This window comes from Pseudomonas rhizophila (genome assembly GCF_003033885.1).
Taxonomy (GTDB): Bacteria; Pseudomonadota; Gammaproteobacteria; order Pseudomonadales; family Pseudomonadaceae; genus Aquipseudomonas; species Aquipseudomonas rhizophila.
In genome coordinates this window covers 5,747,661-5,774,386 of the sequence record NZ_CP024081.1, presented here as the reverse complement: position 1 = coordinate 5,774,386, position 26,726 = coordinate 5,747,661, and the positions used below count along the sequence as shown (strand labels likewise).

23 protein-coding genes are annotated in these 26,726 nt (G+C 61.1%); 15 read left to right on the top strand and 8 right to left on the bottom strand.

The genetic code is table 11. From position 1 onward, the window contains the following. The first annotated feature begins 205 nt into the window (after positions 1-205). From CRX69_RS26700 to CRX69_RS26670, 7 genes are all read left to right on the top strand, one after another. A complete protein-coding gene (locus CRX69_RS26700; RefSeq protein ID WP_047226667.1) occupies positions 206-1,801 on the top strand; it encodes a glycosyltransferase in 1,596 nt (531 codons plus the stop codon). Next, on the top strand, positions 1,795-3,087 hold the full coding sequence (locus CRX69_RS26695; protein WP_107323165.1) for a glycosyltransferase: 1,293 nt from the start codon (positions 1,795-1,797) through the stop codon (positions 3,085-3,087). The genes CRX69_RS26700 and CRX69_RS26695 overlap by 7 nt, the downstream gene beginning before the upstream one ends. After that, entirely contained in the window at positions 3,084-3,959 is an 876-nt protein-coding gene (locus CRX69_RS26690; RefSeq protein ID WP_107323164.1) for a class I SAM-dependent methyltransferase, read from the top strand. The genes CRX69_RS26695 and CRX69_RS26690 overlap by 4 nt, the downstream gene beginning before the upstream one ends. Next, positions 3,956-5,110: an acyltransferase family protein gene (locus CRX69_RS26685; RefSeq protein WP_107323163.1), complete on the top strand. Its 1,155-nt coding sequence runs from the start codon at positions 3,956-3,958 to the stop codon at positions 5,108-5,110. The genes CRX69_RS26690 and CRX69_RS26685 overlap by 4 nt, the downstream gene beginning before the upstream one ends. Then, positions 5,104-5,919, top strand: a complete 816-nt coding sequence (locus CRX69_RS26680) for a class I SAM-dependent methyltransferase (protein WP_047226671.1) — start codon at positions 5,104-5,106, stop codon at positions 5,917-5,919. Before CRX69_RS26685 ends, CRX69_RS26680 begins: the two co-directional genes overlap by 7 nt. 78 nt (positions 5,920-5,997) lie before the next feature. Further along, complete coding sequence (locus tag CRX69_RS26675) at positions 5,998-7,191, top strand: DUF3142 domain-containing protein (protein WP_076383182.1); 1,194 nt, start codon at positions 5,998-6,000, stop codon at positions 7,189-7,191. Further along, complete coding sequence (locus tag CRX69_RS26670) at positions 7,178-9,328, top strand: hypothetical protein (protein WP_107323162.1); 2,151 nt, start codon at positions 7,178-7,180, stop codon at positions 9,326-9,328. Before CRX69_RS26675 ends, CRX69_RS26670 begins: the two co-directional genes overlap by 14 nt. 68 nt (positions 9,329-9,396) lie before the next feature. Here the strand turns inward: CRX69_RS26670 and lpdA are convergent, their stop codons facing one another. Beyond that, positions 9,397-10,797: a dihydrolipoyl dehydrogenase gene (lpdA, locus tag CRX69_RS26665; protein ID WP_107323161.1), complete on the bottom strand. Its 1,401-nt coding sequence runs from the start codon at positions 10,795-10,797 to the stop codon at positions 9,397-9,399. A 166-nt stretch (positions 10,798-10,963) separates the two neighbouring features. Here lpdA and hflK (CRX69_RS26660) point away from each other — a divergent pair, with 166 nt between their 5' ends. The 5 genes from hflK (CRX69_RS26660) (at position 10,964) to cfaB (ending at position 18,288) form a co-directional block, all read left to right on the top strand. Beyond that, complete coding sequence (hflK, locus tag CRX69_RS26660) at positions 10,964-12,925, top strand: protease modulator HflK (RefSeq protein WP_107323160.1); 1,962 nt, start codon at positions 10,964-10,966, stop codon at positions 12,923-12,925. Then, positions 12,922-13,959: a protease modulator HflC gene (gene hflC, locus CRX69_RS26655; protein ID WP_107323159.1), complete on the top strand. Its 1,038-nt coding sequence runs from the start codon at positions 12,922-12,924 to the stop codon at positions 13,957-13,959. Before hflK (CRX69_RS26660) ends, hflC begins: the two co-directional genes overlap by 4 nt. Then, on the top strand, positions 13,956-15,008 hold the full coding sequence (gene hflK / locus CRX69_RS26650) for a protease modulator HflK (protein WP_107323158.1): 1,053 nt from the start codon (positions 13,956-13,958) through the stop codon (positions 15,006-15,008). The genes hflC and hflK (CRX69_RS26650) overlap by 4 nt, the downstream gene beginning before the upstream one ends. Further along, entirely contained in the window at positions 15,005-16,948 is a 1,944-nt protein-coding gene (locus tag CRX69_RS26645) for a cation-translocating P-type ATPase (protein WP_107323157.1), read from the top strand. The genes hflK (CRX69_RS26650) and CRX69_RS26645 overlap by 4 nt, the downstream gene beginning before the upstream one ends. Before the next feature lie 152 nt (positions 16,949-17,100). After that, a complete protein-coding gene (cfaB, locus tag CRX69_RS26640; RefSeq protein WP_047226679.1) occupies positions 17,101-18,288 on the top strand; it encodes a C17 cyclopropane fatty acid synthase CfaB in 1,188 nt (395 codons plus the stop codon). Between the two features lie 15 nt (positions 18,289-18,303). Here the strand turns inward: cfaB and cls are convergent, their stop codons facing one another. Next, positions 18,304-19,743: a cardiolipin synthase gene (gene cls / locus CRX69_RS26635; protein WP_047226680.1), complete on the bottom strand. Its 1,440-nt coding sequence runs from the start codon at positions 19,741-19,743 to the stop codon at positions 18,304-18,306. Positions 19,744-19,884: 141 nt separating this feature from the next. Here cls and CRX69_RS26630 point away from each other — a divergent pair, with 141 nt between their 5' ends. Further along, entirely contained in the window at positions 19,885-20,406 is a 522-nt protein-coding gene (locus CRX69_RS26630) for a DUF3617 domain-containing protein (RefSeq protein ID WP_047226681.1), read from the top strand. A gap of 105 nt (positions 20,407-20,511) precedes the next feature. Here CRX69_RS26630 and CRX69_RS26625 read toward each other — a convergent pair whose 3' ends face one another. The 5 genes from CRX69_RS26625 to CRX69_RS28035 all read right to left on the bottom strand — a co-directional run bounded on the left by CRX69_RS26625 (position 20,512) and on the right by CRX69_RS28035 (position 24,346). Further along, the gene (locus CRX69_RS26625) at positions 20,512-21,387 is read right to left on the bottom strand and encodes a metal ABC transporter substrate-binding protein (protein WP_107323156.1); all 876 of its coding nucleotides are present in this window, start codon (positions 21,385-21,387) and stop codon (positions 20,512-20,514) included. 11 nt (positions 21,388-21,398) lie between these two features. Further along, complete coding sequence (locus tag CRX69_RS26620) at positions 21,399-22,265, bottom strand: metal ABC transporter permease (protein WP_107323155.1); 867 nt, start codon at positions 22,263-22,265, stop codon at positions 21,399-21,401. Continuing rightward, positions 22,265-22,933 carry a metal ABC transporter ATP-binding protein gene (locus tag CRX69_RS26615; RefSeq protein WP_047226684.1) on the bottom strand — a complete coding sequence of 223 codons (669 nt, stop codon included), beginning with the start codon at positions 22,931-22,933 and terminating at the stop codon, positions 22,265-22,267. Before CRX69_RS26615 ends, CRX69_RS26620 begins: the two co-directional genes overlap by 1 nt. Next, positions 22,930-23,826, bottom strand: coding sequence for a GTP cyclohydrolase FolE2 (gene folE2 / locus CRX69_RS26610; RefSeq protein ID WP_107323154.1), 897 nt, complete (start codon positions 23,824-23,826; stop codon positions 22,930-22,932). The genes CRX69_RS26615 and folE2 overlap by 4 nt, the downstream gene beginning before the upstream one ends. Positions 23,827-23,953: 127 nt before the next feature. Further along, positions 23,954-24,346, bottom strand: a complete 393-nt coding sequence (locus CRX69_RS28035) for a glutamine synthetase (RefSeq protein WP_076383192.1) — start codon at positions 24,344-24,346, stop codon at positions 23,954-23,956. A 162-nt stretch (positions 24,347-24,508) separates the two neighbouring features. Here CRX69_RS28035 and zigA point away from each other — a divergent pair, with 162 nt between their 5' ends. Both zigA and CRX69_RS26595 read left to right on the top strand, forming a co-directional pair. Then, entirely contained in the window at positions 24,509-25,717 is a 1,209-nt protein-coding gene (zigA, locus tag CRX69_RS26600; protein WP_107323153.1) for a zinc metallochaperone GTPase ZigA, read from the top strand. Further along, entirely contained in the window at positions 25,717-26,367 is a 651-nt protein-coding gene (locus CRX69_RS26595) for a DUF1826 domain-containing protein (RefSeq protein ID WP_107323152.1), read from the top strand. Before zigA ends, CRX69_RS26595 begins: the two co-directional genes overlap by 1 nt. Here the strand turns inward: CRX69_RS26595 and CRX69_RS26590 are convergent. Beyond that, a complete protein-coding gene (locus CRX69_RS26590; RefSeq protein ID WP_047226688.1) occupies positions 26,364-26,717 on the bottom strand; it encodes a hypothetical protein in 354 nt (117 codons plus the stop codon). The genes CRX69_RS26595 and CRX69_RS26590 overlap by 4 nt on opposite strands. Between the last annotated feature and the right edge of the window lie 9 nt (positions 26,718-26,726).

The following is a 26,726-nucleotide window of genomic DNA, read 5'->3' as shown; positions in this document are numbered from 1 at the left end:
CCCTTGGTTGATGTGGTTAGAATGCCCCTTGTCACGATCCCTGCGATGTCGATTTCAAGTCGAACCACGGGGCAAGGGCCACTAAAGACAAGAACGAGACGGGTACGCAGACAATCGACGAGCAACGGCCTCCTGGCCGGGCCGGTTCGTGAGTCGACCGTCATGAGGTGGAGTCGCCGGGATGGCCGCTCCATGATGGGATGCCATGAATTTCATTCTTTACTCGGACGTAAACGATCACTCCATCAGCCAGAGCCTCGGCCGCCCTGAGTACAGTTATTACTTTGTGCTCAAGGCTTATCGCCCCGTGTTGGAAAGCCTGGGCCGGGTGCATGTGGTGTCATCGGTTGCCGAGGTCGATCCGCTCTATCAAACGTTGCAGCAGGCGGGGCAGGACTGTCTGTTTCTCTCGTTTTCACCTCCCCACAAGACGCCCGTCGATCTGTTGTGCCCCATGGTCTGCGTGGTGGCCTGGGAATTCGATTCGATTCCGGCCGAGCACTGGGATGACGACCTGCGCCATGACTGGAGCCGCACGCTGGCGCGCCATGGCCGGGTGATTACCCTGTCCAGCCACACGGCCGAGGCGATCCGTCGTACGTTGGGTGAGGATTTCCCGGTGCTGGTCTTGCCCACGCCGCTGTGGGAACGCTTCGCTGCGGTTCGTGAGCAATATCCCATCACACCGGTCAATCCGGGCACGCTCTTGCAGATCAAGGGCTGCATCATCGACAGCCGCCCTCTTGGGCTGTCGGCAGATGGCTTGATCGCTCCGCTTGCCGAAGGGGCATCGGGGAGGGCGTCCAGCGAACCTACGGCCCTGACGTGGCGGCGCCGCGCTTTCATCTCCCGGCATTACCTGCGCGAAGTGCTGCGCGCCTTGACCGCAAAGGCTACCCAAGGGCCGTTGTGGCTGATCAAGCACAATCTGTTGTGCTGGTATCGCGAAGCGGTTCGCGACCTGGTGCCAGTGCCGGTGCGCATTTTGGTGAGCCGACTGATGAGAGGCCCGACGCGGCCTGTGCCAGGTGTCGTCGAGTCCACTCCAGAGTCGGCGTCACCGGAACATCCCCAAGCAGTGCTGCCTGATACCCATCGGGTGGTGGAAACCCAAGTCAGCGGGGTGGTCTATGTCAGCGTGTTCAACCCCGATGACGGTCGCAAGAACTGGCATCACTTGATCACGGCATTTTGTTGGGCGCTGCGGGACGTCGAGGACGCCACGCTGGTGCTGAAAATGACCCAGAACGACCTGTCGACCTACTACGTCGAGTTGCTCACGCTGCTGTCCCAGCTATCGCCGTTCAGCTGTCGGGTAGTGGTGATGCATGGCTATTTGGAGGACGAACAATTCGCCCGGTTGTACGGTGCGGCGAGTTTTTACGTCAATGCTTCGCGCTGCGAAGGCTTGTGCCTGCCGCTGATGGAGTTCATGTCTTGCGCGCGCCCGGCCATCGCGCCGGACCACACGGCGATGCGTGACTACATCGATAGCGAGGTGGCCTTTATCGTCAAATCCAGCCATGAACCCACCATCTGGCCGGAAGATTCGCGCATTTTGTACCGCACCCTGCGCCATCGGCCCGACTGGGGATCGCTGAAACTTGCTTACCAACAGAGCTACGCCATGGCCCGGCATCAGCCGCAGGCCTACCAGGCCATGGCGGTGGCGGCGAATGAGCGCATGCGTCGCTATTGCGGTTTTACCCCGGTGCAGCAGCGCCTGGTGGATTTCCTGGCCCCGCAAGGCCGTGCCGAGAATGCGCCGCTGCTGGCCCAGGTGGGCTCCACATCATGCTGATCATCGTTTATTCGGAAACCAATCAGAGCAACATTCTGGCGAACCTCGGCAAACCCGAATACAGCTATTACTTCGTGCTCAAGGAGTTTCGCCCAGTACTGGAGCGGCTGGGACACGTCATTGAAGTGACCCGGCCGGAAGAAGAAGTCGATCAGCTATATGCCGATTGCCTGGGGCGCGGCGAGGATTGTGTCTTCCTGTCCTTTTCCCCGCCCCATCGCACAGATGCCCACTACGCCTGCCCGACGATTCCCGTCTTCGCCTGGGAGTTCAGCACCATCCCAACCGAAAGCTGGCAGGGTGAGCCGCGGCACGACTGGCGAGTGGTCCTTGGCGCGACCGGTATGGCGATTACCCATTCCAGCTTCACCGTCCACGCCGTGCGGGAGGTAATGGGGGCGGACTTCCCCATCGTTGCCATTGCCGCTCCGGTATGGGACCGGTTTTACGCGCGCGGTGCGGTGCTGGCCCAGCGACCGACGGTCGATCACATGCGCCTGCAGTTGCGCGGGCTGTTGATCGACAGCCGCACCGTCGACCTGCGGCCCTACGGTCCGCCAGCGCACCAGGCCGGTACGGCGCTGGTTTTTGATGCGCCGGCCCAGGATTGCGAGCTGCTTCTGGACGGAGTGGTGTATACGTCGGTCTTCAACCCTTACGATGGACGCAAGAACTGGAAGGACATGATAAGCGCATTTTGCGCGACGTTCCGCGACGTTCCTGACGCAACGCTGGTACTCAAGCTGACCCACCACGACGTCACCGCCGCTCTCAACGACATGCTGCACCATGTCTACAAGAACCAGTCATACCGTTGCCGCATCGTGCTGATCCACGGTTACCTGGCGGACGCGGACTACGAGCGGTTGGTGGAGGCCACTCGCTATGTGGTCAACTGCTCTTACGGCGAAGGCCAATGCTTGCCCCTGATGGAGTTCATGTCCTGCGGCCGGCCGGCGATTGCACCCGTGAACACGGCGATGGCCGATTACATCGACCACGACAATGCCTTCGTCGTCGAGTGCACCGAGGAACTGACTGCCTGGCCCCACGACCCGCGTGCAGCGTTTCGAACCCTGCGCTATGTCACCGATTGGGACTCGCTGTGCTCGGCCTATCGCGCCAGCTACGACGTGGCCAAAAACGACCCCGAGCGTTATCGCCGCATGTCGGCCCATGCCGTGCGCAGTCTGGAAACGTTCTGCAGCCAGGCCAACGCCGAGCAGCGTCTGCGGGTGTTTTTTGAACAGGTATTGGAGCGTCGCCGGAACGCGCAGCAGCCATGATCGGGCGGTTGCTGGCGTGGCTCAGGCCGCCCGTCGTACCTGCCGCGCCGCTATCGACTGGCGCCGTGTCGCCCCGTGACGTGGGCCTCTACGATGCAATGCTCGACGGCTGGTTTCTCAACGACAGCGGCGAGCTGCTCAAAGGCTTTGCTATCACCGCCCAGGACACCTTGTTGGACGTTGGTTGCGGGGAGGGCGTGGCGACCTTGTTTGCAGTACGCCAAGGCGCTTCAGTGATTTTTACCGACAGCGAGCACGACAAGGTGCGCAGCCTGGCCCGTCAGGTCGAGGCCCAGACCCGCGCGCCGTTTCTGGGTCTGGTCAGCAATAGCCTGCCGCTGCCGCTGGCCGATGGCTGCGCTGACAAAATCGTGTGCATGGAAGTGCTCGAGCATGTCGACCAACCCGAGCCGTTCATGGCCGAACTGGTGCGCATGGGTCGGCCAGGGGCGCAGTACCTGCTCAGCGTGCCGGCCCCGGTGGGTGAGCATTTACAGCAGGGCATCGCACCGCCGGGTTACTTCCAGTCTCCCAACCATGTGCAGATTTTCAGTGCCGAACGATTCGCTGCATTGGTGGAGGACGCGGGGCTGGTCATTGAGCATCGCCAGGCCAGCGGCTTTTTCTGGGTCATGGGCATGATTTTTTTCTGGGCCAGTGAACGCGCGGCCGGACGAGCCCTCGAGGGGGCGGTGCGTGACCGGATCCAGGCGCCTTACCCGCCGCTGATGGAGAGCTGGGCGACTCTCTGGCAGGGCGTGCTGACACGACCCGATGGCCTGGCGATCAAGCAGGTCCTCGATCAATTCATGCCCAAGAGCCAAGTCATCATTGCCCGCAAACCTGATCCTGCCACCCGGAGCTCAGCATGAGCAGCAAGCGAATCATGGACATCGAGTTGTTGCGCGCCGTTGCGGTGATGGGCGTGTTGTTTCATCACGTACAAGGCATGCCGTTTCCCGGCGGATGGCCGCGTCTGTCGGCTCTTTCCGGTAGCTTCCAACTATGGTGGGGCGTGGATCTGTTCTTCGCGATATCGGGCTTTGTCATTGGCCGCAGTCTGATCCCGCAACTGCGCGGTTGTGACAATTCTCGGCAGTTCTGGGCCACCGCCCGCGAATTCTGGATTCGCCGGGCGTTTCGCCTGCTGCCGTCGGCGTGGCTCTGGTTGCTGCTGATGCTGCTGGCTGCGTTGTTTTTTAATCGTTCCGGTGCGTTTGGCAGTGTGCAAGCCAACGTACAGGCGACCCTGGCCGGTTTTCTGCAATTCGCCAATTTGCGTTTTGCTGATGCATTCATGCGGTATGAATATGGTGCGAGCTTTGTTTACTGGACGCTCTCGCTGGAAGAGCAGTTCTATTTGATTCTGCCGCTGCTGGTGTTCGTCTCGCGCCGGTATCTGGTCTGGGTGTTGCTGGCGGTGGTGCTGGTACAGTTTTTCACCTGGCGTGCGGTATGGCTCTCGGTGATCCGCACCGACGCCCTGGCCCTCGGCGTGCTGCTGTCGATCTGGAGCTTGCGGCACGGGTACGGGCGGTTCGAGCCCAAGTGGCTGCGCTGGCCCGGAGCGGGGATGTTGCTGATCGTCGTTTTGGGGGGCGTGATGGCGTGGATTGCCACTGAACACTTCAATCTGTCGTTCTACCGTCTTGGGGTCATCGCGCTGCTCAGTGCCGTGCTGGTATGGGTGGCCTCCTATGACCGGGACTATCTCCTGCCCCGCAGCCCTTTGAAAACCGCGTTGACCTGGGTTGGCAGCCGCTCCTACGGGATTTATCTGATCCACATCCCGGTGTTTTTCCTGCTGCGCGAGCTGTGGTTTCGTTTCGCCCCGTTGGGGTCGCCGGACATGGCGAGTGATCCCTGGCTGGCCCTTGCCTGTGCCTTGACGCTGATCGGGCTGTTGAGCGAACTCAACTACCGGATGGTTGAAATGCCCATGCGCCAGCGCGGAGCTCAACTGGTTGAACGCCTGCGTGCCGCCCGTCCCGTCCTTCCCGTCTCTGGAGCCCCTTCATGCTGAGCCTTTTGAAGAAACTCACCACGGGTACGCCCGCGCCCGCAACACCAGCGGCCGACAAGGTCGATCCCTATATGCTCGGGCTGCACGATGCGATGCTCAGCGGCTGGTTCAATCAGCAAACCGGAGAGCTGTTCAGCGGTTTCCCGGTTGCGCCTGAGGACATATTGCTGGACGTTGGCTGCGGCGACGGTGGCAACGTGCATTTTTGTGGCATGCGCGGGGCGAAGATTATCATCGCCGACATCGACGCGGCCAAGGTCGAGGCCACCCGCCAGCGCTTGAGCGACACTCCGGCGCGTGACGTCGAATGCCATGTGACCGACTGCAACCCGCTGCCCATTGCCGATGGTACGGTCACCCGCGTGGTGTCCACGGAAGTCATTGAGCATGTCGACGACCCGGCGCAGTTTCTCGCCGAGCTGGTCCGGGTCGGCCGGCCCGGCGCGCTGTACCTGTTGAGCGTGCCGCACCCCAGCTCCGAAGATCTGCAAAAAGACATCGCCGCGCCGGAGTATTTCCAGAAGCCCAACCACATTCGCATCATCAGTGAAGAGCAGTTCAAGGCGATGGTCAGCGAGGCCGGGCTGGAGGTGTTGAGCCACAGCCAGTACGGTTTCTACTGGTCGATGTGGATGCTGTTGTTCTGGGAAGCGAAAGTCGATTTCAGCAATGCCGACCACCCGTTGCTCAACCATTGGGCCGACACCTGGCAAGCGGTGCTCAATTCGCCACGCGGCGCGCAGATCAAGCAGGCGCTGGACGCGGTGGTGGCCAAGAGTCAGGTGATTATTGCGCGTAAGCCTGGATGACAGGGACTGAGGATGAATTCATTTGTGGCTGGCGCGGGAGGGGTTAATCTGCCAGCCTTTTTTGGGTGCTGAAACTCCATGGCTTTTCTTTTCCGGCTATCGCTGATCCTTGCCGCAGTGCTGTTAAGCGGCTGTGAACAGTCCCCGCCACCGGCTCTCGATCAACAACTCTATGTCTGGCAGCGCCAGTGGACGCCGGCTCACGTGCCGGCGCTGCAACAAAGCCACAGGGATTTTTCCAGCCTGCGCATTCTTGCCTTGCAGGCCTTTCCCCAGGCCGGCTGGAGCCGCGCGCGGATCGATGCGCAACTGCTCAAGGCTGACGGTCGACCGCTGATCGCAGTGATACGCCTGGACGGTCAGCTCAAATTTCTGGATCAGGACGATGTGATCGCGCAGATCCAGCAGCTGCTGAGCGACTGGCAAGCGCAAGGCCTGGCCCCAGTAGGGATCGAGATCGACCACGACGCCGGTAGTGCGCGACTGCCTGCCTATGGCGCATTTTTGAACCGCTTGCGGCAAGCCCTGCCCGCCACGCTGGGGCTGAGCATCACGGCATTACCTGCCTGGCTCGACAGCCCTGCGTTGCCAGGGCTGCTGCGGACGGTGGACAGCAGCGTGTTGCAGGTCCATGCGGTCAGTGATCCCCGGCAGGGGCTGTTCGACCCGAAACAGGCTTTGCGCTGGGCCGAACGCTGGAGCGGTGTTACCACGCGACCGTTCTATCTGGCCCTGCCAGCCTACGGCATGGCGCTGTTGACTCAGGACAGTGGTGTGCCGGTGGTTGAAAGTGAAGTGCCGATCGATCAAGGCGGCGAACGTCGTGAGCTGCTGGCCGACCCGCAGCAAGTGGCCGGGCTGGTGACAGAACTGCGGGCCGACCCGCCGACACATCTGGCCGGGCTGATCTGGTTTCGCCTGCCGCTGGCGGATGACCGACGTGCCTGGAGTTTGACCACCCTCGGTGCCGTTGCGCGGGGAGACCGCCTGGATAGTCGCCTGGCCTTGCGTGTGCGTGAACAGGACGGGCTTTACGATATTGAGTTGGTTAACCAGGGCAATCTCGACAGCCCCTGGCCCCAACGCCTGACCTTGGTCGTTGGCGCCTGCGACGGTGCCGATGCGCTGGCGGGGTACACGTTGCAACAAACTCCCGGACTGCTTACCTTCACCCGCATTCAGGAAGGCCGCCTGGCCGCCGGCGCCCAGCGTGCCGTTGGCTGGGCGCGCTGTACGAAAATTGACCAAGGAGGTTTCAATGTTCACCCGTAAGTGGCCCAGTCGTCTGCTCTGTCTGAGCCTCAGCCTGCCGTTGGGCCAGGTGCTGGCCTGCGGACCGGATTTCCCGATGCGCCTGCTGGATAACCGCAGCCAATCGCTGGCGGATCTGCCCGAAGGCAGCTTTCGCTTCGAGATCAGTCGCCTCGGCCACGCCATAGCCGGGCTCAAGTCGGCCTCCGATGCGACGGCCAACCCGGATCAGCGTTATGGTGATGTGCCTGCCTACGTCGAACAACGCAACAAGGCCGAACGGCTTGGCCTGACCCCGCCGCAGCAAGCGGTGGTGGAGCGGGTGCGGGCGCTGACCGACGTTCAGCAGGTCACCACCGAAGCGGCGAATCTGCCTGCCGAACTGCGGCTGTACGCGATCGGCGCGGCAGCCTTCAACGCCGGCGAGCATGCGCTGGCGGTCGATTCGTTCCGTCAGTTGCTCGCGTTGCCATCGCACGAGCGCCGGTTGCGCAGCACATGGGCCGCGTATTCCCTGGGACGAGCCTTGTTCGCCATGAGCAGCGAGGCGGGCAACGGTGAACCGGCCGTATTGCTGGAGCAGGCTCAAGAGGCGTTCCGTCAGGCTCGTCAGTTGAGCATCAGTGGCTTCAGTGACCCGTTGGAGTTGGGTGTCGCCAGCCTCGGCGAAGAAGCCCGGGTTGCCTACACCCGTGACGATTGGAACAGTGCCATTGAACTCTACGCCAGCCAGAACCTGCTGGGCTCCGAGGTCGGCTACAGTTCGTTGAAACAATTGGTCGGTGACCTGAGCGAGCTGCCGGACGAGCAGTTGATGCGCCAGCTCAAAGGCAAAGCAGTGCAGCAACTGCTCACCGCTTCGTTGCTCAGCCGTATCGGTTGGTCATTCGGTGAGCAACCGGCCGGCGAGAAGCGGCTGGTCAAGTTGCTGCAAGCCAGCACCCGTGACAGCCTCGATAATGCCGACCGTCTGGCGGCGGTGAACTATCAGCAAGGCGATTATGCCGCCGCCAAGGCGTTCCTGGAAAAGGCCGGGGATAGCGGGCTGGCCTGGTGGCTGCGGGCCAAACTGGCGGTGCGCGAGGGTGACAAAGGCGCCGCGGCGGCGGCCTATGCCAAAGCCGCCCAGGCGTTTCCCAAAGACGAGTCGTGGGGCGAGCGACGCACGCCGGATTGGAATTACGAGTCCGTGCAACCCAAGTGCCGGGTCGAAGGCGAAAGCGCGATCCTGGCCTTGCAACGGGGCGATTACCTTCAAGCCTTCGATCAGCTCTACCGTAGCCAGAGCATTTATTGGTATGACGCCGCTACGGTCGCTGAGCGGGTGCTGACCGTCGACGAACTCAAGCAGTACGTCGATGCTCAAGTCCCGGCGGTGCCGCCGTTGAGCCAGCAGGATCGCGACAATTACGTGCAACTGCCGGTGGCCGCGAACCTGCGCAATCTGCTGGGGCGTCGCTTGCTGCGAGAAGGACGTTACGACGAGGCGCCGGACTACTTCGACAACGTCGAGCTACAGAACCAGGCCCGAGCGTATGGGCAGTTGCGCCAGGAGGCCGAGTCCAGGTGGTGGCCCACTCGACGGGCCGAGGCGTATTTCAATGCATCCTGGTTCGCGCGTACCCACGGTATGGAACTGCTCGGTTACGAGATGGCGCCGGACTACGCCACCTTTGGCGGCAACTATAGCCTTGAACCCGCCGACCTGAAGGTTGGACCGCTGATCAGCGAAGGCGAGTGGCAACGCCAGCAGGCCAGCGCCGCGCAACCGGACGCGCGTTATCATTACCGTTTTGTCGCCACGGCGTTGGCGAGCCAGGCGGCCGACAACCTGCCCCATACCAGCCATGCGTTTGCGGCGGTGCTGTGCGCCGCGGTGGGGTACAACTCCAGTCTGGCGGAGCAACGTGCGTTGTATCAACGTTATGTGCAGCATGGCCCTTACGTGGAGTGGGCCTGGGATTTTGGCCGCCACTGCCCTTATCCTGATTTTCGTAACGCGGACAAACGCTACGTGACCCAGGCGCTGGAGCCGATTCGTTCGGTGTTGCGGCCCTATAAGGTTTGGCTGCAAATAGCCGGTGGCCTGCTGGTGGTGGCGCTGGGGCTGGGATTGATCAGCCGTCGCCAGCGCAAGGCCCGGATTTCGGCTCGTTAAGCTTTGTAGACATCCAGATACGCGGGGAGCAAGCCTTGCTCCCCGCGTGTTGTGGATAAGTTCACGCATTACATCTGTGTCGCCATCCCTTCCACATTCATCGCCGCCTGGCGCAAGGCTTCCGAGCGGGTAGGGTGCGGATGGCAAGTCAGCGCGATGTCCTGGGCTGAGGCGCTGAACTCCATGGCGACGCAGTATTCCCCGATCATCTCGCTGACGCTCGGCCCCACCAGGTGTACACCGAGGATTTCATCGGTCCGTTCATCGGCCAGTACTTTGGCGAAACCTTCGGTCTCGTGGTTGATCTTCGCCCGGCTGTTGGCCGTGAACGGAAACTTCCCGACCTTGTAGGCGCGGCCTTCAGCCTTGAGCTGTTCTTCGGTCTTGCCGACGCTGGCCAGTTCTGGACGGGTGTAGATAACGTTGGGGATCAGGTCATAGTTGACCTCGCCGGCCTTGCCGACGATCTGTTCGATGCAGGCCATGGCCTCGTCTTCCGCCTTGTGGGCCAGCATCGGACCGGATGTCACGTCGCCGATCACCCACACGCCGGGCGCTTCGGTGCGGTGGCCCTTGTTGGCGAGCAGGCCGCGTTTGTCGCTGCTGAGGCCGACGTTCTCAAGCCCCAGCCCCTGGGTATACGGCCGACGGCCAATGGCGACCAGCACATAATCTGCATCCAAGAGCTGCGTCTCGCCGCCCGCTGCAGGCTCAACCTGCAATTGCACGCCGCTGGCCGAAGACGTGGCGCCGGTGACTTTGGGACTCAGTTTGAACTGGATGCCTTGTTTGCCCAGGGCCCGTTGCAAGGTCTTGCCGGCCTCGCCATCCACGCCAGGACAGACGCGATCGAGGTATTCCACCACCGTGACCTCAGCGCCCAGGCGCCGCCAGACCGAACCCAATTCGAGGCCGATGACGCCTGCGCCGATCACCACCAGATGACTCGGCACTTCACTCAAGGACAATGCACCGGTGGAGTCGAGGATGCGCTGGTTATCGATCGCCACACCCGGCAGGGGAGTGGGCTCGGAACCGGTGGCGATGACGATGTCCTTGGCGCTCAGTGTGGTCTTGCCGCCGTCTTCACCAGTGACCGTCACTTTGCCGGGCCCGTCGATGTGGCCCCAGCCCTTGATCCATTCGACCTTGTTCTTGCGAAACAGGAACTCGATACCCTTGGTCAGGCCTGCCACGCTCTCGTCCTTCTGCTTCATCATTTGAGCGAGGTTGAGGGTGGGGCTGACTTCGATGCCCAGATTGGCGAATGGCGTTCCCATGGCCGCTTCGTACAGCTCCGAGGCGTGGAGCAATGCTTTGGAGGGCATGCAACCGACGTTCAGGCAGGTGCCGCCCAAGGTGGCTCGGCCCTCGACACAGGCGGCCTTCAAGCCCAACTGTCCGGCGCGAATCGCCGCGTTATACCCACCGGGGCCACCGCCCAGAATGATCACGTCGTAGTTGCTCATGGCGCTTCTCCCGCTCTGCTTGAGAAAAATTATGATCGTAATATGTGCGTTCTCGAATATCTCGGTCAAGGGCCAGGGTCGAGAATTTGCGAGAAGGTGCTCAAACATAAATTTCACAAGAGTCGTTATAAGGTAACGATATGTAACAGAGCCGCGTCGGGGTGGTATGCAAATCGATCTTGATGTCGAGGGGGCAGAGGTAGCCCAGTTGCCGCGGTTCCAGCAGGCGCTCTTTCAGGGGCGTCGCTTGAGGCGGATCGCCTTCGGGTTGGGTGGCGTAGCGAGCCTGGGCCTGGTGGTGGCGTTTTTCATCGGGTTGTTCTCGCCGCAGTCGATGTGGCCGCCGCTGCTGGTCAGTCAAAGTGCCGGAGTATGGGTGCTGGTGGCGGGTCTGCAATCGGCCTGGTGGATCACCCAGTGGCGGGGCAGGGCGCTGATGCCGGTTATGGATATCCCGGTTTCTGAAACCCCGCCAGTGGATGACCATGGCTGGTATGAGCGCCTGCTGGATCGAATCAGTGTCCGTTGGATCGCCCTGCTCAAGCACATCGGCGGCCCCACGTTGTGGCTGCTCGGTTGGGCACTCCTGGTGCTGTTCAGTCTGGAGCAAACCTGGAACCTGGAATTACCTGCGACCGAGCTCGGCGTGTCGGCCAGTGTGGGAGCGGTGCTCTCTTTACTGCTGGCGTTCGGGTTGTTGGTGTTGGAGCGTCAGTGGGTCCAGCAATCCCCTCAGCAATGGCCGGAGGCCCAGGCGCTGGCTCAGCTGACCCGGGTGGCGATTGTCGTACTGGTGCTGGGCGCCTTGTGCGTGCTGTTCGCCGCACCAACGTCCATCTGGCCGGTGCGCCTGGCCGTGCTGATGGGGGTGCTGCCGGCTCTGGTGGCGGCGGAATTGTTACTGCGCGCATTGCTGTCGTTGTTCAGCCCGCGCCGGGATTCCCAAGAGCCATCATTGCTGGGCCGAAGTGTCATCGCCGAGTTGCTGCGCTGGCCACCACGGCCGTTGTCGGCGCTGCAACATGAGCTGCACAGTCATTTCGGGATCGACTTGCGTCAGATCTGGGCGTTCAGCTACATGCGTCGCGCCTTTTTGCCGGTGGTGGCGCTAGTGTCCTTGGTGGGGTGGCTGCTGACTGGTGTGCATGAGGTTCCGTTGCAAGGGCGGGGCATCTACGAGCGCTTTGGTAAACCGGTGGAAGTATTCGGCCCTGGCCTGCAAGTCGGCTTGCCGTGGCCGTTGGGCAGGGTGTTGAACGTCGAGAACGGCGTCGTGCATGAACTGGCCACCAGCGTCGGCGGCAACCGGATGGTTACCGAGGCTGATTCAGCGGAAGGACCGGCGCCCGCGGCTGCCAATCGATTGTGGGACGCCAGTCATGTGAACGAAAAATCCCAAGTCATCGCCAGCCGCCGGGCCGATCAGCAGAGCTTCCAGATCGTCAACATGGACGTGCGTTTCGTCTATCGCATCGGCCTTACCGACGCGGCGGCACTGGCGGCCACCTACAACAGTGCCGATGTGCCCGCGCTGATCGGCAGCACCGCCAGCCGCGTTCTGGTGCATGAGTTCGCCTCGCGGACGCTCGATGGTTTGCTGGGTGTCGATCGGGTCAGTCTGGCGGATGAAATCGGCCGTGCCGTACAGGCCGACTTGCAGAGGCTCGACAGCGGTGTGGAAATTCTGGCGACGGTGGTCGAAGCGATTCATCCGCCGGCCGGCGCCGCCAATGCCTATCACGGCGTGCAAGCGGCGCAGATTGGCGCCCAGGCCCTGATCGCCCGGGAGCGTGGTGCCGCAGCGCAGCAGACTAACCAGGCGCAGTTGCAAGCCAGCATCGTCCATGACCAGGCTCAAGCCACCGCCCGAGAAATCAATGCGACCGCCCAAGCCGCCGACTTGCGCTTCAACGCCGAACGCCAAGCCTACGCAACGGCTGGCCATGCTTTTGTGCTGGAGCAATACCTCAGCCAGCTAAGCCAGGGACTTGGCAATGCAAAGCTGCTGATTCTCGATCATCGCCTGGGGGCTGGGAGCAACGCGCCCACCCTCGATTTGCGTACGTTCACGCTGCCGGCGGATCCCGCCTCGCCGCCTAACCCGGTCCAGCCAGGAGCTGCCCATTGAGCCAGTCTTCTTCACATGATCACCATGATCATCCCGGTCACGCTCATGCCGGCCACCACCATCACCACGGGCATCATCACCATCATGACGATCCACATGTGGCCGGCCCGTTTCCTTGGGGCCGGGTGGGCTGGGCGGCGCTGCTGGTGGCGTTTGCTATCGCTGCCTCCAGCCTGGTGCAAGTGCGCTCGGGAGAGGCGACGGTCATTACCCGTTTCGGCAATCCGGCGCGGGTGCTGCTGCAACCAGGTTTGAACTGGCACTGGCCGGCACCGTTCGAAGCGGCGATCCCGGTGGACCTGCGATTACGCACCACCTCCAGCGGGCTTCAGGACGTGGGTACCCGCGACGGATTGCGGATCATTGTTCAGGCCTACGTGGCGTGGCAGGTGCAGGGTGACCCGCAAAACGTTCAGCGCTTTATGCGTGCGGTGCAGAATCAACCGGATGAAGCTGCACGGCAGATTCGCACGTTCGTTGGTTCAGCCTTGGAAACCACCGCCGCCAGTTTTGATTTGGCCAGCCTGGTCAACACCGATGCCAGCCAAGTGCGCATCGCCGATTTTGAAGCTCAGTTGCGGCAGCAGATTGATCAACAATTGCTCAGCACCTACGGCGTTCGGGTGCTGCAAGTTGGCATCGAGCGCTTGACCTTACCGTCGGTGACGCTGACTGCGACGGTGGATCGCATGCGCGCTGAGCGTGAAACCATTGCTACTGAGCGCACCGCCATTGGTAAGCGTGAAGCGGCGCAGATTCGTTCTGCCGCAGAGCGTGATGCGAGGATTCTTCAGGCCGATGCAAAGGTGAAAGCGGCTGAGATCGAGGCGCAGTCCCGTGTTGAAGCTGCCGGGATCTATAGCAAGGCATACGCCGGGTCCCCCCAGCTCTACAACCTTCTGCGCTCGCTGGACACCTTGGGAACGATTGTTTCCCCGGGTACGAAACTGATTTTGCGCACCGACGCCGCACCGTTTCGCGCCTTGGTAGAGGGCCCACCATCCGTGGAACGTTTAGGTGGAACACGGCCATGAGTTTGGTTCCACGTGGAACAAATACCTCCGTCAGCCCCTGGATTCAGGCCGGACGGCTAGCCTTTCTGGCGCTCTATGCCGTCACGGTTTTAGCCGCGCTGGCCTGGGCATTTTCAAATGTGCGACAGATTGATCCGCAGAGTCGTGCAGTGATCCTGCGTTTCGGCGCCCTGGATCGAGTCCAGAATGCCGGCCTTTTGCTTGCTTGGCCTCGTCCGGTGGAACACGTGATCTTGCTGCCGGCGGCGGATCGGGTCCTGGAGCGGCGGGTTGAAAACCTGCTGCGTTCGGATGCGGCTTTGCAGGCTGACCGCGTCGCCAGTTTTGCCTCACCGGTCAGCGATGCGCTGGCCGGTTCTGGCTATCTATTGACCGGTGACGCGGGAGTGGTGCAGTTGGATGTGCGGGTGTTCTACAAAGTCAGCGAGCCCTATGCCTTCGTTGTACAGGGCGAGCATGTGTTGCCGGCGCTGGACCGGTTGGTCACCCGCAGCGCCATAAGCCTTAGTGCAGCACGGGACCTGGATACGATTCTCGTGGCTCGTCCCGAATTGATCGGCCGCGATAACCAGGCGGCCGAACGTCGTGAACGCTTGCGCAGTGATCTGCTCCAGGGCATCAATCGACGCTTGGCCGATCTTGCCGCGACAGGGCAGGGGCTAGGGATTGAGGTGGTGCGCGTCGATGTGCAATCGAGCCTTCCGGGCCCTGCGGTGAGTGCGTTCAATGCGGTACTGACCGCTAGCCAGCAGGCAGACCAAGCCGTGGCGAACGCCCGCACCGAAGCCGAGAAACTGACCCAGACCGCCCGCGAGGACGCCGACCGTGCCCTTCAGATTGCCCATGCTCAGGCCAGTGAACGGCTCGCCAAAGCCTCGGCTGACACTGCTACGGTCCTCAGCCTGGCGAAGACTCAGGAGAGCGATCCTCAGATGTGGCTACGCCTTTATCGCGAACGTATACCCGGCATTCTTCGCCAAGCCGGTTCGGTGACAACGGTCGATCCGCAAGACGATTCCCGCCTGATCATTCAGGGAGCTGAGCAATGAACGCCGAAACCCTCACCGCGTCCATGTTGTCTTCCAGCGAACAGCGTACGGTTGCGCGGCAACTGACGCTGGCGATGATTGCCCTCGGTCTGCTCGCGTTGGGTCTGGTATGGCGCGGGTGGGCGCCGGAGCAGAACGCTGTCAGCCAACTACTGTGGGGGGCGGCCTCCGTGTTGGTGGCTGTACCGGTGATGCGTTCGGCCTGGTACAGCTTGCGATATCCGAGCCTGCATGGCGTCACCGATCAACTGATTGCCCTGACCATGCTCGGCGCTTGGGCCACGGGGGATTTGCTGACGGCTGCGCTGTTGCCGATCATCATGACCTTCGGTCACGTGCTGGAGGAGCGCAGCGTCCTCGGTTCCCAGGAAGCCATCGATGCCCTCGCCCAACTGACCCGAAGCCAGGGGCGCAAGGTTCAGGCCGACGGCTCGATAATCGAAGTCGACAACGCCACGCTCCGACCCGGCGATGTGGTGGAAGTGCGCGCCGGTGATCGGGTGCCGGTGGATGGCCGGGTCCTGTCTGGCCAGGCCAGTCTCGACACCGCGCCCATTACGGGTGAGGCGGTGCCGTTGGAGGCGCTGGTGGGCAATGAGGTCTTTGGGGGCGCGATCAACCTCGATGGCCTGCTACGCCTGGAAGTGACTCGCACGGGGGATGAGTCGACTCTGGGCAGAGTCATTGCCCTGATGCAAAACGCCGAGCGTTCCAAGCCGCCCATCACCCGGTTGCTTGAACGGTACGCCGCCAGTTATCTGGTGCTGGTGTTGCTGTTGGCGGCGGTGACCTGGTTCGTTACAAACGACGCCCAGGCGATGCTGGCGGTGTTGGTGGCAGCGTGTCCTTGCGCACTGGTCCTGTCAGCTCCGGCGACGGCGGTTGCCGGCATCGCAGTCGCGGCGCGTCATGGAATCCTGATCCGTAGTGCGGCCTTCCTGGAGGAACTGGCGGACCTGACCTCGCTGGTCGTCGACAAAACGGGCACGCTTACCCACGGCATCCTTCGCCTGCAATCCATCGACAGCGTCCGCGAGCATGAATCCTTTCTGCTGCCATTGGCCGCCAGCCTCGGTTCGGCCAGCAGCCATCCGGTCAGTCGTGCGTTGGCTGGGTTGGTGGCGCCGGAAAAATATCTGCCGCTGACCGAAATCCACGAACACCAAGGGTTGGGTGTGGTGGCGATGACCGACCAAGGTGAGGCGGCTCTTGGTCGGGCTGAGTTGTTCGCCCGGTTGAGGATCGAGACTTCGCCGATCCCTGACCATGACGGACCTATTGCCGGCCTGGCCTTGGGGGGAACGTTCATCGCCTGGCTGTTGTTGGCCGACAGCACCAAGCCGGAAGCGCGCCAGGCCATGGCTGAGTTGCGGGCGCTGGGCCTGGGGCGCCAGTTGTTGCTGACCGGGGACCGCCAGAGCGTAGCCAACAGACTGGCGCGGGAAATCGGTATTGGCGAAGTGCAGGCTCACGCTTTGCCTGAAGACAAACTTAAACGGGTCATGGCCGAGATCGACCACGGCTTGCGACCCATGGTGGTGGGGGATGGCATCAATGATTCCCTGGCGCTCAAGGCCGGAGTAGTGGGCATAGCGATGGGGGCGGGTGGCTCGGACATCGCGCTTGCGTCGGCGGACATTGTATTGATCGGCAGTGACCTGCGCCGCCTCGGCACCTGCGTGCGCCTGAGTCGTCGATGCAGGCGCACGTTGCAGGTCAACGTGATCATCGGGTTGGGCTGGACGCTGGCGATCATCGCTTTCGCCGCATTCGGTTGGCTTGGCGCGGCTGGGGCGATGATCGCGGCATTGCTGCATAACGTGAGCACGTTGCTGGTCTTGGGTAATGCCGGGCGTCTTTTGCGGTTTCAGGAACCGCTGTTGAAAATCGAGACCCTCGACCAAAGGGGAATTTCGGCGAACTGTAGGCCATACTCATAGTCAGCTACGCAGAGGGTGTACCCCTTCAGGGAGTTACTGGTTAGAACAGTAGATGTGGAAGGCGATAGAAAAAGGCTATAAATTCGATAGCCTGCTATTTTTCTAGGATGGTCTACCCTCATTTCAGTCGTCTGAAACAAGGGGGATATCTCATGCTCGCGCAACTTCCACCGGCCTTACAGAATCTGCATTTACCGCTTCGGCTGCGGCTCTGGGACGGCCATGAGTTTACGTTGGGTGCCGACCCCAGCGTCACGATCGTGGTCAAGGACCCACAAATGGTCGCGCAATTCACCCACCCCAGTCTGAACGCGCTGGGTGCGGCGTTTGTAGAAGGCAAGCTGGAACTCGAAGGTTCGATCAACGAAGTCATTCGCGTCTGTGATGAACTGAGTCAGGCGCTGATGGAAGACGATGGCGCGAATCAACCCGTGCGTTCAGTTCACGACAAGGAAACCGACGCCAAGGCGATTTCCTATCATTACGACCTTTCCAACGCGTTCTATCAGCTGTGGCTCGACAGCGACATGGCTTATTCCTGTGCCTATTTCGAGACCGGTAGCGAAACCCTCGAACAAGCCCAGCAAGCCAAATTCCGCCATCTGTGTCGCAAACTGCGTCTGCAACCCGGTGATTATCTGCTGGATGTGGGGTGCGGATGGGGTGGTTTGGCCCGTTACGCTGCCCGGGAATTCGGCGCCAGGGTCTTCGGCATTACCCTCAGCCAGGCGCAACTGACCCTCGCTCGGGAACGGGTCAAGGCGCAGGGGTTGGAGGATCAAGTGGAGTTGCAGTTGCTCGACTATCGGGACCTGCCCCAGGACGGTCGCTTCGACAAGGTGGTCAGCGTCGGCATGTTCGAGCATGTCGGTCATGCCAATCTCCAGCAGTACTGCAAAACGCTTTTCGGCGCGGTTCGCGAGGGTGGCTTGGTGATGAACCATGGCATCACCGCCAAGCACACTGATGGCCGCCCGGTCGGACGTGGCGCGGGCGAGTTCATTGAGAAGTATGTGTTCCCCAATGGCGAGCTGCCGCACCTGTCGATGATTTCCGCCCAGATCAGCGAAGCGGGGTTGGAGATTGTCGATGTGGAAAGCCTGCGCATGCATTACGCCCGCACGCTCGATCATTGGAGTGAGCGGCTGGAAGACAACCTTGAGGCCGCCGCCAAAGAAGTGCCGGAGCAAGCGCTGCGGATCTGGCGGCTTTATCTGGCCGGATGCGCCTACGCATTCGCCAAGGGGTGGATCAACCTGCACCAGATCCTGGCGGTGAAGACGCACGCCGATGGCAGCCATGAATTGCCCTGGACTCGCGACGACATCTATACCCCTTGATCAGATGTGTGCCACTTAGAGTATCGGGGAAATAAGCCGGGCGATCCGCATGCCGATCTTCTGCAGGCGGTGGGTCTCCCGGCTTTCCTGTTTGTCTATTTCCAGCGCTTGGGCGAAGTCGTCCTCGAGCATCTGCTCGACCTGAGTGGCGAACGAAATATCCACGGTCAGTAGCATCACCTCGAAGTTGAGCCGGAACGAACGATTGTCCAGGTTGGCGCTGCCGATGGCGCTGATTTCCCGGTCAATCAGCACGACTTTCTGGTGCAGGAAGCCCGGCTCATAACGAAACACCCGCACGCCGGCCCGTACGGCTTCGAACGCGTACAGGCTCGACGCCGCGTAGACGACCTTATGGTCCGGGCGTGAGGGCAGCAAGATGCGCACGTCTACCCCGCGCAATACCGCCAGGCGCAACGCAGCGAATACCGCTTCATCAGGAATGAAGTACGGCGTGGTGATCCAGACACGTTCGCTGGCCGCATGGATCGCTTCGACAAAAAACAGTGAACAGGTTTCGTACGCGTCGGCCGGGCCGCTGGCCAGCAACTGGCAGAGTACGCCATCATCCGGGTACGCGTCCGGCAGGATGAGCGGCGGCAATGAGCGGGCCGCCCAGAACCAGTCTTCAGCAAACGACTCTTGCATGCTCGCCACGACGGGCCCGCGTACTTCCACATGGGTATCGCGCCATGGCGCCAAGGGCGGCTTTTCACCCATGTACTCATCGCCCACGTTATGGCCGCCAACGAAACCCAAGACGCCGTCCACCGCGACGATTTTGCGATGGTTGCGAAAATTGACCTGGAATCGGTTGAGCCAGCCGCTACGGGTGGCGAAGGCTTTGACATGGACCCCGCCATCACGCAAAGCTTGGACGTAGCGGTGGGGCAGGGAATGGCTGCCAATGCGGTCATACAGCAGATACACCGCAACACCTTCGGCGGCTTTCTTCAGGAGCAGCGTTTTTAGACGTTGACCGAGGCGGTCGTCGTGGATGATGAAAAACTGAATCAGCACGGCTTCCCGGGCACTCTCAATGGCCTCGAAAATCGCCTCGAATGTGGCGAAGCCATTGATGAGCAAGCGCACCTGGTTGTTCGCCAGGCACGGCGTGCGGCCCAGCTTGGGCATCGCCCGTAACGAGGCGTAGGCCTCAGAGGCGCGGGCGGCGAGGGCTTCTTCGACCCATGGCCGCCAGTTCAGCTCGGAAACCGCTTTGCGCATTTCTTCGTTGGCTTGCCGGCGCGCCTTGATATAGCCGTCGAACGTGCTCCGGCCGAAAACCAGATAGGGAATCAATGTCAGGTAGGGGATAAATACCAACGACAGGGCCCAGGCGATGGAACCCTGAGCGGTGCGCACCGTAAGCACCGCGTGAACGGCGGCGATGGAACCCAGAGTGTGAAGCAGTGCGATCAGGTAACCGAAAACATGCGGGCCGAAGTAATCCATGGGGCAGCCTTGCTCCTGAAGTTTCAATGCTTAACAGACCATGTTCCACGACGGATGTCGCTAATTAATTCACTCCTGCCGAGCCTGAACCGAAGCCTGTGGGAGACGTCTAACGGCCACCTGTCCTCTGGAGTGCTTGTGATGAAAGTTTGTCTGCTGGGTTTGGCCCTGACGATTGGTTTGTCGGTTTCTGTGGCGGCTCAGGCGCAGATGCTTCAACCAGGGTTGTGGGAACTGACTACAAGCAATATGAAGGTCGACAACCAGAATCTGCCGGACCTGCAACTGATTCTTGGCCAACTGCAAAACCAGATCACCCCGGAGCAACGGGCGATGCTGGAAAAGCAGGGCATCACCATGGGTGGAAAGGGTATTCGCGTATGCCTGACCCCGGAGCAGGTCCAGACCAATGACATTCCGCTGCAAGACCCGCAATCGGGGTGCAAGCAGCAGATCACCGAGCGCACCGGCAATCAGTGGAAGTTTCGTTTCAGTTGTCCGAAAGCCCAAGGCAATGGGGTCGCGACATTCCAGAGTGATCGGGAATTCACTACGGCGGTGAACGGCACATTCAATGCCACCGGCATCCAGCAGAACGGCAGCCTGGACACTCGCGCCGTGTGGCTGGGGCAGGATTGCGGGACGGTCAAGCCGAGGGCTTGAATCCCGCTCTGGCGTACATGAGCTGGTTGATCTGTGGCAGCAAGGCTCGTGCGCGTCGCGAGCAAGCTTTGCTCCCACGGAAGTTCGTTCAAGGGCGCTTGCAAATCATGGCCGGCGCAACGCGTCGTACAACGTATTCAGGTTGTACTCGAACAGCCCGATGAAGGTACTGGCCGGCCCGCTGGCCGCCAGCGCATCGGAGTACAGCGTGCCGCCGATGTGCGCACCGCTTTCAGCCGCTATCTGCTTGAGCAGGCGCGCGTCCTTGATGTTCTCCATGAACACGGCTTTTACTTTCGCTTGGCGTATCTGGGTAATCAGCGCCGCGACATCGGCGGCCGAGGGCTCCCGTTCAGTGGACAGCCCCTGGGGCGCGATAAACTCAATGCCATAGGCCTGTCCCAGGTAGCCGAAGGCATCGTGGGACGTCACGATCCTGCGATTGCCCGGTGGCAAGGCACCAAGCTTGGCCTTGGCATCGGCGAGCAGCGCATAGATCTTTTTCAGATACGCCTGGCTGTTACGTTCGTAGTCGGCCTGGTGGGCCGGGTCGGCGGTCTCCAGCGCCTTGGTGATGTTCCTGACGTACAGCTCGGCGTTTGCCAGGTTATGCCAGGCATGCGGGTCGGGGACGGTCTCGCCCTCTTCATCCAGCGAACGAGGAATAACGCCGCGACTGGCGCTGATCACCGGTGCGCTGGTTTCGGTGCTGGTGACCAGGCGATCCAGCCACGGTTCAAAACCCAGACCATTCTTGATGATCAGTTTGGCGCTGAGCAACGCCTTGGCGTCGTCTGGCGTGGGTTCGTAAGTGTGGGCATCCGCGTCCGGCCCCACCAGGTTGGTGATCTGGATATGCTCGCCGCCGACCTCTTGGGTCATGTCGGCAAGGATGCTGAAGCTGGTCACCACTTGGAGCTTTTCGGCGGCAGACGTGGATAAGGACAGCATCAGACTGAACAGCACGAGCAGAACGCGCATCGGGAAACACCTCATTGGGATGTGAGTAAAGGCGGGCGACGCAGCAAACCGTGCACCGGACCGAACACTACGGACAGCAGATATAACGCGCCCGCCACCAGTACGATGGCCGGGCCGCTGGGTAGCGAGAAGTGGAATGACAACAGCAGTCCGAGCCACACCGACACACATCCAAGCAGCGCCGCGACTCCCATCAGAACCGGCAAACGGCGGCTCCAGAATCGTGAAGCGGCAGCCGGCAACATCATCAAACCGACCACCATCAGTGCGCCGATGGCCTGGAAGCCGATGACCAGATTCAGCACGACCAAGGTCAGAAATACGCCATGGGCCAGTGGCCCCAGCCGGCTGACGGTTTGCAGGAAAAGAGGGTCCAGGGTGTCGAGCAACAGCGGTCGGTAAATCAGCGCCATCGCGAGCAGGCTGCCCCCCGAAACCCAGAGCATGCCGGTAAGTGTCGGGCCATCTACCGCCAGCGCGGAGCCGAACAACAGGTGCAGCAAGTCCAGGCGTTTGCCGGCCATACCAAGAATCAACACACCGGCGGCCAGGGAAATGGGATAGATCGCCGCAAGGCTGGCGTCTTCCCGCAGACCGGTGCGACGGGTAATCCAGGCTGCCAGCCCGGCCATGCTCAAGCCTGCACCGAGTCCGCCCAGCGTCAGGGCTGGCAGGCTCAGCCCGGCGAACCAGAAACCCAGTGCGGCTCCGGGCAAGATGCCATGAGCGACGGCGTCGCCTATCAGGCTCATGCGTCGCAGAATCAAAAACACCCCAAGCGGTGCCGTGCTGCACGCCAATACCAGGCCGCCCAGCAGCGCCCGGCGCATGAAGACAAATTCCTGAAAGGGTTGCCAGAGGTGGGTGGCCGCGAGCATCAGGCCACCTGCGTGAGGGGTTGTTGGGTAATCAAATCGACACTGCGGCCCAGCGTGCAACCAGCCTGGCTGACCAATAGTGTATGAGGAATATGTTGGCGCACCGCAGCGAGATCATGACAAACCACCACCAGGGTGCGGCCTTCGGCATGCCAGCCGTGAAGGTGTTTCCACAGTAGCGCCTGGCCTTGTTCGTCGAGGGCGGCGTGGGGTTCGTCGAGCAACAACAGGGGCGCTTCGGCCAGACTCAAACGGGCGAGAAGGGCGCGTTGCAGCTCGCCTCCCGACAACGCCATCAACGAGCGATGCTCCAGGCCATCCAACGCCCAGTCTTGCAGTACGGCTTTCAAGCGATGGCGGCGCATCGCTGGCGTGTGTCTGCTCCCCCAGGATCCCGCCGCCACCAACTCTTGCAAGCTGATTGGAAATTGCCGATCCAGATGTTGCTGTTGCGCCAGAAACGAGACGCTGCCGCGACGTGGAACATCCAGCACGACTTTGCCGGATAGGGGTTTTTGCAGGCCCGCCAGCACTTTCAGCAGGCTGCTTTTGCCCGCACCGTTGGCTCCGACGATGGCCGTCAGGCTTCCCGCCGGCCGCTCTATGTTCAACGGGGGTGTGAGGGGGTGGCCCGGGGCGCCCCAGCGCAATGACTGGCAACGAATCACAGTGCCTCCCTGACCCAACGGCTTTGTGCCACAGCGTCATGGGCATGCAAACTTTCGGCGTGCACCACTCGCACATCGAGGGAGGCGATATCGGGGGATCGCCTCAAAGCCATGCTCAGCCGCCGCGCGGCGTCTTCACAGAACATTAGGTTTTGACCATTGGCGAGGGCGAAGGCTTGTTCGTCTGCCCGTTTCACGGCGGTTTGTACGGCCGTGCCGAGGGCTGCTTCGGCTTCGTTGATGAGCGACAGCAGCGGCAATTCGTCGACGTCGCTGTTCAGTCTCAGCTTCACCGTGGCCGTGCTGCGTTGACTGTGAGGCGTGGCGAGGATGCCTTTTGATGAGCCTAGCCAGGCCAGGACTCCGGCGTGCTCGAGCGCTTTATTGGCAAAATCGTCTACAAATTGCTGCTGGATTAACTGACGAGCGAGCGCGGCCGAGCAAGGGCAGGTGGACGAGTAGGCAATCTGAATGGTCAGTTCCACGTGGAACACATCATTTTTCAGGTGGGCCTCGATGCTGACCGGATAGCGCTTCCAGCCAGCCAGTGGGCTGACTAGCGCAGGGCGCTTGAACAGTAGATCGGTACAAATGCTCAGCGAGGCGGCGTCGGACAGACCGGCGTGACTGTCGAGGAATTGCTGGAGGATTCGGCGTAACAGCATGGGAGACAGCGCTGCGCCTTCGAGCAGCTCCAGCGCCAGGTACAAGCGTGACATATGGATGCCTCGGGCTTCACCGTCGTCAAGGCTGACACCGGCATCAGCGATCGCGTTAAGACGCTGACCGTCGATCAATACGGGTACCGCGATGCCGCACATGCCTACCCAGTCAAGGGCCAAGGCCTGGCGCGAAGCCTGCGCGGCAACGTCCGGCAGAGTGAACGCATTCATATTCAAGGTCCGTCATAGGTACACAACAAACGTTATACTATAACAGTGTGTTCGACGAGCACTAGTTCATGAACGCAGTTTCATTTTGCTGGGTGTGAGGGCTTTTCGTACCGTTCCACGTGAAACATCAGCGTGGTGCGTCCTGGCAACCGCTTATGCGTCCGCATAAAAATTTCCCAGTGCTTCCACCCGAGCTCGAGAAACGGTTGAGTGTCGTCCAACCTACGCGCCGGCTGTATCCCACCCAGGTCTCTCCGTCAGAAGCTATTCCGGTAAAGAACGTCAGCTGGCCATAGCGGCTAGTGGTTTGTGCCCAATAGCGGCGGCCATTTACTTCAAATCCACGGAGATACAGGGTGTTTCCGGCCGTCATGACGCTGTAGGCATTACCTTGCCCATCGACACAGGCCAGTAAATTCGCGCTGCGAGTGCAGTTTGCCAACATAGGGCTCTGGGCTGAAGCATCTAGCGCCAATAGCAGCATCGGGCTTGCGAATACGAATTTCAGAAAACTGCGCATGTTTTTACTTCAGACCGGTTGAGCCGAGAGGCTGGTTAAATGTTGTTGTTATACTATAACATTAAAAAGGCTTAGACCTTGAACCGAACCCAAGCCTGAAGAAAAGAGCCGCGACATGCATTCAACCGCATCAGCGCGGCCCGCCCGATGAGGATATACCTGGTGCCCAATCGTCTCCCTGTAACCGTGCTGTCCGGATTTCTCGGCGCCGGTAAAAGCACACTGCTCAATTACGTCCTGCGCAATCGCGACAACCTGCGCGTCGCGGTGATCGTCAACGATATGAGCGAGATCAACATCGATGGCAGCGAAGTCCAGCGAGATGTCACCCTAAGCCGGTCTGAAGAGAAACTGGTGGAGATGAGTAACGGCTGCATTTGCTGCACGTTGCGTGAAGACCTGCTGGAAGAAGTCGGCCAGCTCGCCAGGGAAGGCCGTTTCGACTATCTGCTGATCGAGTCCACGGGGATTTCCGAACCCTTGCCGGTGGCGGAAACCTTTACTTTTCGTGATGAACAAGGCCGCAGCCTGGCCGATGTGGCACGGCTGGACACGATGGTGACAGTGGTCGATGGGGTCAATTTCCTGCTGGATTTCCAGGCGGCCGAAAGCCTCGCTTCACGCGGCGAAACCCTGGGGGAGGAAGATGAGCGTTCCATTACTGATCTGTTGATTGAGCAGATCGAGTTCGCCGATGTGATTCTGATCAGCAAAATCGACCTGATTGGCCGTCACGAACGGGAGGAGTTGATCGCGATTCTGGAACGGCTCAACGCCCAGGCGCAGATCATTCCCATGGTCATGGGCCAAGTACCGCTGGAAAAGATCCTCGACACAGGCCTCTTCGACTTCGAGCGCGCGGCTCAAGCACCGGGCTGGCTGCAGGAACTGCGCGGTGAGCACGTGCCCGAAACCGAAGAATACGGCATCGCTTCGACAGCTTACCGGGCGCGGCGGCCGTTTCATCCCCAGCGTTTTTTCAGTTTTATCGACCGTCCGTGGACCAATGGCAAGCTCCTGCGCTCCAAGGGCTTCTTCTGGCTGGCCAGCAAACATGAGGAAGCGGGCAGTTGGTCCCAGGCCGGCGGCTTGATGCGACATGGATTCGCCGGGCGCTGGTGGCGGTTCGTGCCGAAAAGCCAATGGCCGCAAGATGAGGAAAGCACCGCAGCCATCCTGAAAAACTGGCTTCCCGCCACCGGTGATTGCCGGCAGGAGCTGGTATTCATCGGCCAGAATATCGACTTCACGCAACTGACCGCCGAGCTGGACGCTTGCCTGCTCAGTGACGCGGAAATGGCCCTGGGTGTCGACAGTTGGCGTTTGCTGCCGGATCCGTTCGGCCCTTGGCATGACGAGGCGGCAGCGTGATGCTGGCGCCCAATCCGAAGCGGGAAGTGCCGGTACGCCAGGTTCAGGGCGATACCCCGCGGATCCTGACGCAAATTCTGGACGACGATACCAACCTGGCGGTCTGGCAACGTCAACTGCCGGCGCACATCAGCGATTTTGCGGCAATGGTGCTTTCCATGGATCAGCCTCTGGCCGAATCGCGGGTGCTCGACCTGCCGCACGAGGACGCGCAACCGGCACTGGACGGTCTCGCCGCAGGCTTTGGCGATCTGCATGGCTATGAAGGCTTCATCACCGATGTCTCCTGGCTGGTCAGTGCGTTTGCCTGCCTGCTGGGCGCCAAACGTGTCGGCCTGCGCCTGCGAACGCTGGACAAGGCCATGTGCCCGCGTTTTCACGTCGACCATGTGCCGGTACGGCTGATCGCCACGTACGCTGGCGTGGGCAGCCAGTGGCTAAAGGAAGGTGTGATGGATCGTCGATGTCTGGGGCAACCTGACGCTGAACCGGGTGACCCGCATGCGGTTCAGCAGTTTGCCTGTGGTGATGTGGCGCTGCTCAAAGGCGAGAAGTGGCATGGTAATGAGGGCATGGGCCTGATCCATCGCTCGCCGCAGCTGGCGCCGGGGGAGCGTCGACTGATCCTGACTCTGGACTGGCTCGCTTAAGGTTTGAGCCAGTTGCCCTGACTTTGTCCTTCACAGAAGGGCTGCAGATAGGCCGCATCGCTGGCTACGCCGTAATAGTGAATATCCTGGCGGTAGGGCATATTGGCGACCTGGGCATTGCTGCAGATGCCAAACGCGCCGCCAGGGCATTGATCGACGTACTGTACCTCGACTTTTTGTCCGGCAAGGTTTGGCTGGCAGAAGCCGTCGGCGAACAGTTTCTGCGGAATATTGCGGTTCTGCTGGCAGACTTTTACATCCAGCCGTTCTGCCTGGCTATGCACGACACAAGCCTGGGCCAGCGCCTGGTTCGACGTCAGCGCCAGTAAAAAACAGCCGATCAACCGCATGTTCACCTC